Genomic DNA, 11,904 nt, shown 5'->3' on the forward strand with positions numbered 1-11,904 from the left:
TGTCGGTTGTGCGGCGAGCCGCCGCCATTCTCGACGACTAACGCCGTTGGGCACGCCGTCGGAAAATCGAATCGCCATGGCTTAACAATAGGTGCCTCGTCTTACGGTCGACCCATCCCGTAGTAGGCCCATCCAGCTGCGCGCCAGGCGGCGGCGTCGAGGCAGTTGCGTCCGTCGATGACGATGGTGTCCGAGACCAGGGAGGCCGCGTGCTCGGGGGAGAGCTGACGGCGGTATTCGTCCCACTCCGTGACGACCACGACTGCGTCAGCTCCACGGAGCGCATCGTCGCGCTCGTGGACATAGTTCAGCTGCGGGTGCTTGCGACGAGCGTCCTCAATCGCCTGGGGGTCGGTGACTGTGACCTCGGCGCCGAGGCCCTTGAGCCGCACCGCGACATCGAGCGCTGGGGAATCGCGAGTATCGTCGCTGTGGGGCTTGAACGCGGCACCGAGCACGGCGACTTCTTGCCGACGATCCCGTCGTTGAAAGCGCCGACGACGACGTTGGCGGCGTGTTCGCGGCGGCGCAGATTGATGGCGTCGACCTCGCGGAGGAATGACACCGATTCGCCTCGTCCGAGTTCTTCTGCGCGAGCAGCGAACGCGCGAATATCCTTCGGCAAACAGCCGCCGCCGAAGCCGATACCAGCACCCAAGAAGCGGCGTCCGATGCGCGTATCATGACCGATGGCGTCGGCAAGCTGGGTGACATCTGCGCCGGTGACTTCGGCAATCTCAGCCATCGCGTTGATGAACGAGATCTTGGTCGCGAGGAAAGCATTCGCGGCGCCGACTCGGTGGTGCTCGAGGGCGTGAAGTTCGTCGGCACCGGCCCCGGGACGACCCGCACAGCGGGCTCGGCTGTGATCACTCAGTCGGATATCGACGAGACGGAGTGGCATAGCCAGCCCGAGATCATCGCGTGGCTTATCGATCACCCGATCGGATGGCTCTGGCTTCTGCTGCTCGGCGTTCCCGCGATCGGGCTTCCGGTGCTTGCGCGTCGCAACCGCAACCATCGTGATCTGCGTCGCAAATTCGAAGCGGCCATGCTGCAGTACGGCGCCCAGCAGGTCGCGACGTACGGGAATGGCAGCGCCGAGGACGTTGCTCCGCCCGAGCAGGAGATCACCGCGGTTGCGGAGGAGCGCATCTCCGGGACGGTGGTCGCGCCCGCAAGGCCCAACATCCTGCGCCAAGAGGTGTCAGTCGATGCCGCCGAGCGGGTGGAGAACCCGCGCACGCTTGACGACCTGCGCTCCGGGGCACTCGCCGGGCGGCAGTTCAGCTCTATGCAGGACTTCGCGATCGCCGCCGTCCTCGACGCAGGGTACCCCGTCAGCACCGTCGCGAAGCTGTTCCGCTTCTCGACGTGGCGACTGCAGGAGTGGGTCGTCGCTCGCGCGGAGCGGGAGCAGCTGGACACGAGGCACGGCCACGACGAAGACGCTCAGCGCGTCACGCGGTTGCCTGTAGCGACCGGTGATCCCTAATCGACCGGAGCGCCGCCGCGCCGCTTCGCTCGCATGCCGAGGTACATGTGCCCGACCGACATCACGATGATCGCGGCCGCGGCACCGACGAGCGTGTAGAGGGCGCGCTCGCCGATCGCGAAGAGCAGATCGTGGGTCGTCCCCGTCGTCTGGAGCACCACAGCGGGCGTCAGCAGCATCGCGAACACCCAGTAGGGAAGTTTGAGATTCGCGTAGGCGGCGCCGAGCGTGAGCGCGAATGCGATGACCGTGATCACGGTGGGGAAGTGGTGCAATGCCGCCACGACGACCACGGCGAGTAGGGCGCCGGCGAACGTCCCTCCGACTCGCTCCAGCCTCCGCCTGGCGGAATCGGCGTAGTACGGCTGTACGACGACGAAGAAAGTCAGGATGATCCACCACGACGCGGGATCGAGCCACCACATGCAGACGTACGCGGCGATGCCGATGAGGATTCCGAGCGCCGCAGCGAAGTGCCGTGCGGTGTGACCGGGCACTGAGCGGGGAGTCTTCACACCCACCGCCCGGATGACGAACGCGCCCATCAGCGTCGTCCACAGCCCGCCGGCAGCGACATAGGCCATCGTGACGAGGCCCGAGACGAGCGAAGCATCCGCGGCTACGGTGTCGCCCGGAAGAGCGACATACAGGTTTCCGATGAGAGCAAACGCCACCAGCGGACCGGCGAACGCACCCATCAGGTGCCATCCGCGCGCCGCCGACAGCCCGGTGCCGATGCCGATCACGGCCATGAAGAGCGCGCCGAGCAGCGGGACAATCCCGCAGCAGGAGTGCGGCGCCCATGAGTAGAGGAGTGAGGACCGACGCCGCGAGGGCCAGCCGCCGGTGGGTGAAGAGCCCCATCAGTGCGGGCAGCATTCCCAAATACCAGAGGCTGCTGTTCACATGCAGGGGCGAGGCGCTCAGCGCGATCATCGGCGCAACGACGAGCAGCGCCATGACGACGGTCATCGCGACTCCGGTCTTACGCGCTGTGGGCGGTGGCGACTCTACTGACATAGCCTCACGCTATTCGACCGAGGCGTCGGTGGTTCGATGTGACCCTCCGCAGCACCCTGAAGCGCTGTAATCGTGCCGAGCGTCAGGCGAGTTCGTCGAGCACGAGCTCCCCGCGTGCGTTGAGGTGTTCCACCATGCGCTCGAGCCTCTTCGGGTCGATCGTAGGCGTCTTGGCTTCGTCGAATGCAAGCACCAGAGGAATGCTCGGGTGAATCCAGATGGTCAAGCGACCGACGGCGTTCTTCTCATCGGGAATCCACGTCATCATGAAGCTCTCGTTACGCCGGAGCTTCGTCGCGATCACGATCTTCAAGTGCGCAAGCGTTCCGTCTTCAACCTCGATCGGAGGACGCGAGCTGTTGTACTCGAGAGTTCCCATGAAGCGAAGACTACTCCGTAATTGAGCCCCGCTAAATGAGCGCCGCGCGCAGCACGCGGGCGGCCTCGTCGACGCCAGGGACGAGCTGCTCAGTGGGGGTCGTGTCTGTCACCCCTCAACAACGGGAGGCGAGCCAGGGGAGATATCCCCGTGGCCGTGTTCTCGTCGTGGCAATACGATTCCGTTCAACACGATGAGGAGTTCTCATGGACGAGACCGGCTGGGTGGTTGCAGTTGTTGCGGTGTGGATCGCCCTCAGCATTCCGATCGGAGTGATCGCCGGAGGTCTGATCAAGCACGGGCACGACGGGGAGGCGTAGGGGCGGCTACGCTCGTCGCGGGGATGTTGCTCGCAATTCGACTGGTTCCGCAATGGCGGAAGACGCAGTCCGATTTTTTGGCGCTCATGGATGGAGCAACAGCGTTCGTCGCGCTCCTCGCTGTCAGCATCGGAGCACTCGGGACGGATCTGTTCGGCACCTTGCAGTCGGTTGGTGGGACGCTCCTGCTGGGGTTCGTGTTCTCGGGGCTGATCTACGGGCTCGCCTGGGTGGTCATTACCGCTCGCAGGGGGCGGAAACCGCCCGCGCCAGAGGACGAGATCTGATCACGACTTCTTGCTGACGCGACTGATTCTGCACCACTGCCAGATCGCGCTGCGGTCAGGCACAATGGAGGGGTGTACGTGTCCATCGAGATGATCACGGTGCTCATCGGCACCGTGTCGATCCTGCTTGCATTCGCTGGCGCGTTCGGCTGGATGGTCCACCGCATGGATCTTCTCGAGAACCGGCTTGAGTACAAGATCGGTGCGCGGATCGATGGGCTCGGTCGCAAGATCGGCGCGCTCGATGAAAGGCTGAGCGCGCGGATCGATGCGCTTGATGTGAAGCTGAGCGCACGGATCGACAGAGTCGCCGACGAACTCGTCGAAGTCAAGATCGCGATCGCGCGCGTCGAAGGGCCGCCGCGTCACCTGCTCCCTGCCCGCTGAGTGGCACTGCGGAGCCTCGGCATGCCGAGGTGCTGATCACGCCCGTCCTGTCGACGGTCGCTCGGTCGGAATCGCGTCGGCGTAGCTTTTATGCGCTTGAATGAGCCTGGGGAACTCTTCAAGGACGGCAACATGACATCGACTCCTCCCGGGTGGTACCCGGATCCTTCGGCTGCCCGCGAGGGCGACCTGCGCTGGTGGGACGGGGCGGTGTGGACTGCACACGTGCACTCGGTCGAACAGCCTGCGTCGATGCTGCCGCCGCCCGCGGCATCCGCTCTGCAGACCGCCCCGCAGGGGCGACGGCTGCCGATCTGGGCCTGGATCCTCATCGGGATCGCCGTGGTCGTGCTCGGCGTCGTGCTCGCGCCGGTGTTCGCTCCGCTGTGGCTCGTGGTGCTCATCACCGGAATCGTCGCACTCGTGAAGAACACGCCCACTTGGCTTCGATTCCCGAATCGCAAGGTGGCGACGATCGTCACGGCGGTGGCGGCGGTCGGGTTCCTTATTACCGGCAACATCAGCACCGGGGTGTTCGGGTCGTCGAAGGAGGAGCCTTCGGGTTCGGTTGCTGTCTCGGTTTCGCCTTCTGCTTCTCCTTCTGTCTCTCCGTCTGTATCTGCTGTGCCGGAAGACGAGCTGGTGGCCTTCGCGGGGGTGGCGGGGACCGTCACCGACACGTCGACGACCGCGGGGCGCACCGCGCTCGAGGTGCTCGAGGCGCTGCCGATCAAGGGGCGCGCCGCGAAGACCGGATATGACCGCGACAACTTCGGGCAGCGCTGGCTCGACGTCGACCGCAACGGATGCGACACCCGCAACGACACTCTCGCGACGCAGCTGACGGGCGTCGTGCGCTCCGGGCCGTGCAAGGTGACGTCGGGCGTCTTGGATGACCCGTTCACGGGGAGCATCATCGCGTTCGAGCGCGGCCAGGGCACATCGGAACTCGTGCAGATCGACCACGTCGTCGCGCTATCGGATGCCTGGCAGAAGGGCGCCCAGGCGCTCACCGTTGACCAGCGCGCGTCCTTCGCGAATGACCCCATCAATCTGCTCGCCGTCGACGGAAAAGCCAACTCGCAGAAGGGCGACGGAGACGCGGCGACCTGGCTGCCGTCGAACAAGGAATTCCGGTGCGAATACGTCGCGCGTCAGATCTCGGTGAAGGCCGCCTACGGATTGTGGGTCACGCAGCCCGAGCACGACGCCATCGCGCGGGTGCTCTCGGATTGCACGGATCAGCCGGCGATCACGTCTGCGTATGCGGTGGTGGCACCTGTCGTTCCTGAGCCGGTGCCTCTGCCGGTTGAGCCTGCGCCTGTTGCTCCTGCTGAGCCGGTGCCTTTTGTGGCGCCAGCCGAACCGGCTCCTGCTCCGGCCCCCGCGCCGGATGTGTACTACGAGAACTGCGATGCGGTGCGGGCAGCAGGTGCGGCGCCGATCTACGCCGGCGACCCGGGCTACAGCTACAAGCTCGACCGCGACAAGGACGGCGTCGCGTGCGAGTAGGTGGGGAGGGGGCGCCGCTGCCGAACCCCGATCGGCTTGGTGAGAACCAGGGGGTATGCCCCCGTATCGGCGCTGAGAGGTCGAACCTAGGATTCGAGAGACGACCGAATGAGGCCTGCCTCGTCGGCGAGATGAAGAAGCTCGGCCTCGGTGCATCCCCTCCGCGCCGGGGTCGAGTTTCTCTGTCGCGGGTTATCCACAGATTCACGAACCTTTGTTCTAGTGTCGGTGGTGGCTGAGAGTATGAAGTATGGCCACCTTCACAGACGTCGCAGCGCTGATTCCCACCCTGTGTGGGCAGCTCGCCGACGGTGCGGGTGCCGATGCTGCGCGGGTTTCGCTGATGTCCATGGCAGACGCTGATGTCGTCAAGGTTCTTCACGAAGTGTCTGAGCTCGTGACCCAGGCCGAACAGATTCAGGTGGTTGCTGCGGGAGTCATCGCCGCGCGCTCCACGCGCGAGCGCGGGCACTCCGGGCTCTCGCAATCGCGCGGCCACCGGTCGGCGGCGTCCCTCATCCAAGACGTCACCGGGTCGACGAAGGCAGACGCGAGTCGTAAGGTGCGAGTCGGCGAGGCCCTGCTCGATGACGGGCGCACCGAATGGTTCGGCGGGGCGGATGCTGGCGGGACGGATGCTGCGCAGCCCACAGGTTCGCCAGCGGACGGGTTGCCGGCAGACGGGTTGCAGCCGGGGGACGAGGAACGCGCTGCGCGCGGGCCGTGGTTCCAGCCACTGAACCACGCCTTGCGCGGAGGGACGCTGACGTCAGCGCAGTTCGACGCGATCCGGCGGGGGCTGGGTGACCCGCCTGCGATCGACAGTGTGGCTGCGTGGACGCAGGCCGCGGATCATCTCGTCGCAGAAGCCGCCGTGCGGACGGTCGAAGAACTCCTGCAGCAGGCGCGCACAGTGCGTGATCTGCTCGATCCGGAGGGCGCTGAGGCGCGGTACTTGGCGCGGTTCGAGAAGCGATCCTTCCGCACGTGGCGCGATCAGGACGGGCAGAAGCGCGCGAGCATGGTGCTCGATGACGAGGGTGATCTCTTTGTCGAGACAGTGCTCGCCGCGGCGTTGCGGCCGCGTCGTGGTGGTCCGCGGTTCGTTGATCCTGACGAGGAGAAGCGGGCAGCGACCCTCGTCGATGACACCCGCACGAACGACCAGCTCGCATACGACTTGATCATGGATGTTCTTCGCGCTGGCACTCTCGCCGACGTCAAGAATGTCTTCGGCACGCGTCAGGCCGGAGTACGGCTCGTGCAGGTCGTCGACGCCGACGGTCGCCCCGCCGCGGTCGCGCACAGCGAAGACCATTTGATGTCCGTGCCGAAAGCAGTGGCAGAGCAGCGGATGTGCGAGAGCGGATTCGTGCCCGTGACGATCGACACGTTCGGAAATGCGCTCGATGTGGGCCGAGAACAGCGACTGTTCACTCCGAAACAGCGCATTGCGCTCGCCGCGCGTGATGGCGGATGCCGGTGGCACGGATGCGATCGGCCCGCATCGTATGGCGAAGCCCACCACATCGACGAGTGGGAGCGAGATCATGGTCGCACCGATATCGATCGCGGAATCCTGCTCTGCCGCTACCACCACATGACTCTGCACAACGGCAAGTGGCGCATCACTCGCGACGGCAAAGACGACTTCATCCTGCGAAGTTCATCGGGCGAGGCGTTTGCGCTGAGACCGCGCACCGTGCTCAGCTACGCCTTCGGCGGGATCGATCCACCGCCTGCACGGTTCAGGGCGGGTGCTGTCGATGGGCGCAGCACGGGCAATGTGGCGTGACCCGTCCGGAGAACTCCGCCGGGGGCTACCCGTTCTCGACCTTCGAGAGGGGGTGGATGCTGCGGATCGCGCAGCATCCGATGATCGTCCCGAGGGTGTTCGCGATCACGTCAGAGATCGTCGATACGCGCTCCGGAACCACCAACTGGACCAGCTCGATGAGCACGCTCGTCGAGAAACCCGCCAAGATCACCCACCACGCATTCAGGCGCGGCCACGCGACCGCCACCAGCAGACCGAACGGAACGAAGAGCGCGATATTCGCTACGAACTCAAACACCGTGTAACTGGTCTGCAGAGGGATGCCCGACTGCTCCGACACGAACCGCGCGAACTCGAACACGATGCTGGTCGTGCCGGAGGCGACATCGGCCGGCAGCCAGACGATCAGTCCCAGCGCGATGACGTACGGAACGAGAAGGATGCGTGCCGCGACGACGAGAGTGAACGTGCGGGGCATATACCGATCGTACGACCCGGCTGGGAGCGAGCAGCCAGCCGTGAAATCCATCCCGGCTGGCCCCATAGGATTACCTCAAGTCATCGCGGGGCATGACAGGGGGAGAAACATATGCGCACACGAGTCGTGCAGCGTGCCGTCATGGCAGCTGCGGCGCTGACAGCATCCGTCATCGTCGTCGGGTGCGGACCCGCACCGTGGACGCAGGAACAGCCAGGTGCGTCACCGAGCCCCGCGGCGAGCGTCGCGCCGCCCGTGCCGAACGATCTCTCCAGCGGCAGCACCGAACGCGAGCTCATCGCCGGCGCTGTCACCGCCCAGGTCGACTACTGGTCCACGCTCTCGATGGATCGCTGGACGCCCGACGCTGTCAAGCCGATCAGCATCTCGCTGGTCACCACCGTCACCCCGAATGACGGCCAGAAGGTGTACCTGCAGAAGGCCACGATGATCGCGATCCCCGCGAACGCCGACGAGACCTTCGGACCGCTCGACGCACAGATCGATGCATCCAGCGTCAGCCCCGGCTACCTCGTGCTCTCGCCCTACAGCTACTCGCAGACGTTCAACGTCGGCCCGGTCGACGCGGCAGCGACCCACGTGACGGTGCAGTTCACCTACGACTTCCTCGTGCAGACGAAGCCGGACTCCAGCGAGTACGCGAAGCAGACGGCGACCGATACGCTCACCGTCGCGATCGCGCAGCCGGAGAACAAAGAGGAATAATCCTCTCGGCAAGCGCAAGATCAGCACAAGATCAGCACAAGCACTCCTCGTCGCCACCGGTCACGCGCGCAGACGCCGGTAGCGTGACCGGTGGCCTTTCGTCTCGGGACCCTTGTCCCCGCATCCAGAATCGGTGTATCCATGACTCCCCGTCGCCTCCGCGGCGCTGCCCGCGCCACCGCAGCCATCGCCATCATCGGCGCGCTCTTCGCGACCACAGGCTGCTCCCAGATCGTCGACGCGTTCAACAACGCACAGCGGGCAGAGGCCGTCGTTCCGACGCAGCAGCCCGACGCGAAGACCCCGCCCGAGGAACTCGCCTTCGATTCGCAGTTCACCCGCGACGGGTCAGTCTCACTCTCGAGCGACGTCGCCGAAGACCTCGAGGTACGCCTCGACGTCTGGGCCTACGACCCCAAGCGCACCATGGAGTGGACCCCGACCGGAGAGAAGACATTCGGCTTCTCCGTCAACGTCTACGACCACCGCGTCGACGAGAAGGCTGTGCTCACAGAGAAGCGCCGCGTGTACATCTCGCAGATCTCGATCACCTCGCAGACGTCGCAGACGTCGAACCAGTCGTCGAGCCCATTCCAGTTCAGCGCCGACCCGCGCACGCTCGTTCCCGTCGACACGCTGCGCTCTGACCGCGGACTGCTGCTGAACAGCTTCCAGGGCGGTCTGCTGGTGCCCCAGACGACGATCCACCAGCTGCCCGATGACACCTACGGCATCACTCTCGACTTCGCGATCACCGTGGCGGTCGAGGGCACGGCGAACGACGACACGACCTTCCAGCAGCAGATGATCTACCAGGTGCTGCCGATCGCCATCTACCCCGAGAGCGACTGAGCGCTTCTTCTGGATACCTTGCGGATAACCTCTGGAGTCCGCGCGCGAATCTGAAAGTCAACACGCGAGGATTGCCCTGTCGGAGCACACCACCCGGGCGCTCTGCAACATAGAGGATCAACCATGTCGACACCGTTCACCGGAGCCCACCGGGCTATCGAGCCTTTCGCTGACCGCGACGCCGAGTCCAGCGAACTCGCCATCGAGCACCCGATCCCCGGTTTCGCCGACGACTTCGCCGACGTGCTCGAGAGCACGACAGTGCACCGGTCGACCATCGGCTGCGTCATCCCCGCCTACAACGAAGAAGCATCCATCGCCGGCGTCATCACCTCGCTCCTCGCGCAGACACGCGTTCCTGATGTGATCCACGTCGTCGTCAACAACACGACCGATCAGACGGTGCGCGTCGCATCCGAATTCGCCGGACCCCACGAGATCGTCACCGACCTCGGCGAGCAGTTCACCGAGGTCTTCGTCCACGACATCGGCAAGAACCCCGATAAGAAGGTCGGCGCCCTCAACTACGGCTACTCGCTCGTCGAGGGATACGACTACCTGCTCGGCGTCGACGGCGACACCCTCGGTAACAAGCGCGCTGTCGAGTATCTCGAGACCGAAGCCGTCTCTGACTCGCGCATCGGTGGCATCTCGGCGATCTACTCGATCGATACCGCACCGATCAAGGGCACCATCGCCAAGTTCCTCATCGCCGGCCAGCGCACGCAGTTCGCCGCATTCAACCTGCAGAACCTGCTGCGCGGACGCAACATGGCAGTCCTCGGCGGACAGTTCTCGATCTTCTCGACCACCGCGCTGCGCGACGTCATGAAAGCCAACCACCAGCGCACACCCTGGGTGCGCGACAGCGAGGTCGAAGACTCCCTGCTCTCACTGCAGATCAAGAGCGCCGGCTACCTCACCAAGATCAGTCCCTACGCGCGTGCGGACGTCGGCGGGATGACGACGCTGCGGGCGTACGACGCGCAGCAGGTCAAGTGGACCTTCGGCGCGATCGAGCTCATGTGGCCCGGTCAGCGCGGCGACACCAAGGGGCAGCCGCTGCACCCCAACCTGCGCCTGCGCTGGTTCGAGAACTTCGGCATGCTCACGAACCTGTTCGTGCGCATCGCCTTCATCACGCTGCTCGCCGGGTCGCTGTCGATCAACGCGTTCGTGTTCTCACCCCTGTGGCTGATCCCCGTTGCCGTGGCGGTGATGCTGAACCTGCGCATCGCCATGACCATGCAAGACCACAAGAACAGCGACATTCTCTTCGCAGCCCTCGTCTTCCCAGCCGAGATATTCATGTGGATCAGGCTGAGTCACTTCTTGCGATCATGGTTCCGGTTCCTCTCGCGCAAGAAGGTCGACAACTGGGCCATGCAGGCCAAAGCAGAACGCGGCAGCGGCAGCAGTCACTGGACGCCGCTGATCCTGCTGCTCGTCGTGGTCGCAGCCTTCGCGGTGGTGTGGATGCTGCTCGGACCCGTCACCCAATCGGCGATCCTCTGGATCGGCTGGCCCGTTGTCGGTGTGGTGACCGTCGTGCAGACCGTGATCATGATCTTCCAGCTGCTGCGCCGCCACCAGGGCTACAAGGTCTGAATCCGGGTCTGGCGCCTGGCGGCGGCTCCGGTTTCGAAGACCGCGCCCTCGTCAGGCGGCGAGCTCGGACGTCAGCCGGTAGCCGACGCCGCGGACCGTCTCGATGTAGCGGGGCTGAGCGGCCGAATCACCGAGCTTGCGCCGCAGATTCGTCATGTGCGCTTCGATGGCGCGCTTATCGGCTTCGCCGACGAAGTAGCTCGTCACATACGACTCGCCGCGCAGCACCAGCGTCAGATCGGCCTTGCTGCGCACGCGCCGCTTCGATTCCATCAGCGTCGACAGCAGGTCGAACTCGGTACGTGTGAGTTCCAGCTCATGCCCACCGACCAGCACGATGCGCGTATCGGGGTTGAGCTGCAAGTCGCGATGCGACACCCAGATGCCCTCGGTCAGATCGGAGGAGGGCGCCGTCACCGGCGCGAGCGCCTCGGGGCGCTCTGCTCCGATGACGATGGTCGTTTGCGCTGCCGGCTGCGCGGGCTGATACGCCGGAGGTGCGGACTGATACTCGGGCACGGGCTGATATTCGGGCGCCGGCTGGGACTGCACCGGCCCGGACTGGGCCGGCTGATACTCAGGGGCCGCCCCATTCACGCGTGCCCCGGGAAACGAGGGGCCGGACACCTCTTGTCGCGGCTGGGGCGCGACTGCACCGTGGCGCGGACGGCGAAGCATCGCTTCGATGCGCGCACGCAGCTCACGCGGACGGAACGGCTTGTTGAGGTACTCGTCAGCGCCGGCGCTGAGGCCCAGCACGACATCGGCCTCTTCATCGAGGGCGGTGAGCATGATGATGTACGTGTCGCTCTGCGCACGGATGCGTCGCGCAGCCTCGAAGCCGTCGATCCCCGGCATGTTGACGTCGAGAGTCGTGATGAGCGGCTGGTAGTTGATCACCGCGCGCACACCATCGATGCCGTTGCCGACGGAGACCGTCGAGAAGCCGGCGGATTCGAGTACCTCGGCGAGCAGGTGACGTACCTCTGGGTCGTCCTCTACGATCACCGCGGTTTTTTGGCGCTGCGCGTCATCGATCATCGGTAGAGCACTTCACTCTCGA

Annotated in this window: 12 protein-coding genes and 1 pseudogene; 8 read left to right on the forward strand and 5 right to left on the reverse strand. The window is 65.1% G+C overall.

Going from position 1 to position 11,904, the window contains the following annotated elements; genetic code table 11:
* Nucleotides 1-101: 101 nt before the first annotated feature.
* Nucleotides 102-790, reverse strand: a pseudogene (locus tag ACN0RC_RS00080) (UDP binding domain-containing protein); the annotation flags it as partial.
* Here ACN0RC_RS00080 and ACN0RC_RS00085 point away from each other — a divergent pair.
* Nucleotides 683-1,495 (forward strand): hypothetical protein, encoded by an 813-nt coding sequence (locus ACN0RC_RS00085; protein ID WP_417508626.1) that lies wholly within the window; start codon nucleotides 683-685, stop codon nucleotides 1,493-1,495. The pseudogene ACN0RC_RS00080 and the gene ACN0RC_RS00085 overlap by 108 nt on opposite strands.
* Here the strand turns inward: ACN0RC_RS00085 and ACN0RC_RS00090 are convergent.
* Entirely contained in the window at nucleotides 1,492-2,247 is a 756-nt protein-coding gene (locus ACN0RC_RS00090; RefSeq protein WP_417508026.1) for an FUSC family protein, read from the reverse strand. The genes ACN0RC_RS00085 and ACN0RC_RS00090 overlap by 4 nt on opposite strands.
* 350 nt (nucleotides 2,248-2,597) lie before the next feature.
* Entirely contained in the window at nucleotides 2,598-2,894 is a 297-nt protein-coding gene (locus ACN0RC_RS00095; RefSeq protein WP_417508027.1) for a hypothetical protein, read from the reverse strand.
* A gap of 343 nt (nucleotides 2,895-3,237) precedes the next feature.
* On the opposite strand from ACN0RC_RS00095, the gene ACN0RC_RS00100 reads away from it, so the two are divergent.
* The 4 genes from ACN0RC_RS00100 to ACN0RC_RS00115 all read left to right on the forward strand — a co-directional run bounded on the left by ACN0RC_RS00100 (nucleotide 3,238) and on the right by ACN0RC_RS00115 (nucleotide 7,195).
* Nucleotides 3,238-3,501, forward strand: a complete 264-nt coding sequence (locus tag ACN0RC_RS00100; RefSeq protein WP_417508028.1) for a hypothetical protein — start codon at nucleotides 3,238-3,240, stop codon at nucleotides 3,499-3,501.
* Between the two features lie 72 nt (nucleotides 3,502-3,573).
* The gene (locus ACN0RC_RS00105; RefSeq protein WP_417508029.1) at nucleotides 3,574-3,888 is read left to right on the forward strand and encodes a response regulator; all 315 of its coding nucleotides are present in this window, start codon (nucleotides 3,574-3,576) and stop codon (nucleotides 3,886-3,888) included.
* 132 nt (nucleotides 3,889-4,020) lie between these two features.
* Nucleotides 4,021-5,400 (forward strand): GmrSD restriction endonuclease domain-containing protein, encoded by a 1,380-nt coding sequence (locus ACN0RC_RS00110; RefSeq protein WP_417508030.1) that lies wholly within the window; start codon nucleotides 4,021-4,023, stop codon nucleotides 5,398-5,400.
* 250 nt (nucleotides 5,401-5,650) lie between these two features.
* The gene (locus ACN0RC_RS00115; RefSeq protein WP_417508031.1) at nucleotides 5,651-7,195 is read left to right on the forward strand and encodes a DUF222 domain-containing protein; all 1,545 of its coding nucleotides are present in this window, start codon (nucleotides 5,651-5,653) and stop codon (nucleotides 7,193-7,195) included.
* Between the two features lie 25 nt (nucleotides 7,196-7,220).
* Here the strand turns inward: ACN0RC_RS00115 and ACN0RC_RS00120 are convergent, their stop codons facing one another.
* Nucleotides 7,221-7,655 carry a VanZ family protein gene (locus ACN0RC_RS00120; protein ID WP_417508032.1) on the reverse strand — a complete coding sequence of 145 codons (435 nt, stop codon included), beginning with the start codon at nucleotides 7,653-7,655 and terminating at the stop codon, nucleotides 7,221-7,223.
* A 111-nt stretch (nucleotides 7,656-7,766) separates the two neighbouring features.
* Here ACN0RC_RS00120 and ACN0RC_RS00125 point away from each other — a divergent pair, with 111 nt between their 5' ends.
* The 3 genes from ACN0RC_RS00125 (at nucleotide 7,767) to ACN0RC_RS00135 (ending at nucleotide 10,841) form a co-directional block, all read left to right on the forward strand.
* Nucleotides 7,767-8,381: a hypothetical protein gene (locus tag ACN0RC_RS00125; protein WP_417508033.1), complete on the forward strand. Its 615-nt coding sequence runs from the start codon at nucleotides 7,767-7,769 to the stop codon at nucleotides 8,379-8,381.
* A gap of 141 nt (nucleotides 8,382-8,522) precedes the next feature.
* On the forward strand, nucleotides 8,523-9,233 hold the full coding sequence (locus ACN0RC_RS00130) for a fructose 1,6-bisphosphatase (protein WP_417508034.1): 711 nt from the start codon (nucleotides 8,523-8,525) through the stop codon (nucleotides 9,231-9,233).
* Between the two features lie 123 nt (nucleotides 9,234-9,356).
* Nucleotides 9,357-10,841: a glycosyltransferase family 2 protein gene (locus tag ACN0RC_RS00135; protein ID WP_417508035.1), complete on the forward strand. Its 1,485-nt coding sequence runs from the start codon at nucleotides 9,357-9,359 to the stop codon at nucleotides 10,839-10,841.
* A gap of 51 nt (nucleotides 10,842-10,892) precedes the next feature.
* On the opposite strand, the gene ACN0RC_RS00140 is transcribed toward ACN0RC_RS00135, so the two are convergent.
* Nucleotides 10,893-11,882, reverse strand: a complete 990-nt coding sequence (locus tag ACN0RC_RS00140; protein ID WP_417508036.1) for a response regulator — start codon at nucleotides 11,880-11,882, stop codon at nucleotides 10,893-10,895.
* Between the last annotated feature and the right edge of the window lie 22 nt (nucleotides 11,883-11,904).

The organism is Microbacterium sp. (assembly GCF_048259935.1).
In the GTDB taxonomy this organism is placed as follows: domain Bacteria; phylum Actinomycetota; class Actinomycetes; order Actinomycetales; family Microbacteriaceae; genus Microbacterium.

Excerpts from the sequence above, each read along its gene's own strand:
- ACN0RC_RS00085 (WP_417508626.1), top strand. The coding sequence starts at position 683 with ATGACCGATGGCGTCGGCAAGCTGGGTGACATCTGCGCCGGTGACTTC.
- ACN0RC_RS00090 (WP_417508026.1), bottom strand. The coding sequence starts at position 2,247 with ATGGCCGTGATCGGCATCGGCACCGGGCTGTCGGCGGCGCGCGGATGG.
- ACN0RC_RS00095 (WP_417508027.1), bottom strand. The coding sequence starts at position 2,894 with ATGGGAACTCTCGAGTACAACAGCTCGCGTCCTCCGATCGAGGTTGAA.
- ACN0RC_RS00100 (WP_417508028.1), top strand. The coding sequence starts at position 3,238 with ATGTTGCTCGCAATTCGACTGGTTCCGCAATGGCGGAAGACGCAGTCC.
- ACN0RC_RS00110 (WP_417508030.1), top strand. The coding sequence starts at position 4,021 with ATGACATCGACTCCTCCCGGGTGGTACCCGGATCCTTCGGCTGCCCGC.
- ACN0RC_RS00115 (WP_417508031.1), top strand. The coding sequence starts at position 5,651 with ATGGCCACCTTCACAGACGTCGCAGCGCTGATTCCCACCCTGTGTGGG.
- ACN0RC_RS00120 (WP_417508032.1), bottom strand. The coding sequence starts at position 7,655 with ATGCCCCGCACGTTCACTCTCGTCGTCGCGGCACGCATCCTTCTCGTT.
- ACN0RC_RS00125 (WP_417508033.1), top strand. The coding sequence starts at position 7,767 with ATGCGCACACGAGTCGTGCAGCGTGCCGTCATGGCAGCTGCGGCGCTG.
- ACN0RC_RS00130 (WP_417508034.1), top strand. The coding sequence starts at position 8,523 with ATGACTCCCCGTCGCCTCCGCGGCGCTGCCCGCGCCACCGCAGCCATC.
- ACN0RC_RS00135 (WP_417508035.1), top strand. The coding sequence starts at position 9,357 with ATGTCGACACCGTTCACCGGAGCCCACCGGGCTATCGAGCCTTTCGCT.
- ACN0RC_RS00140 (WP_417508036.1), bottom strand. The coding sequence starts at position 11,882 with ATGATCGATGACGCGCAGCGCCAAAAAACCGCGGTGATCGTAGAGGAC.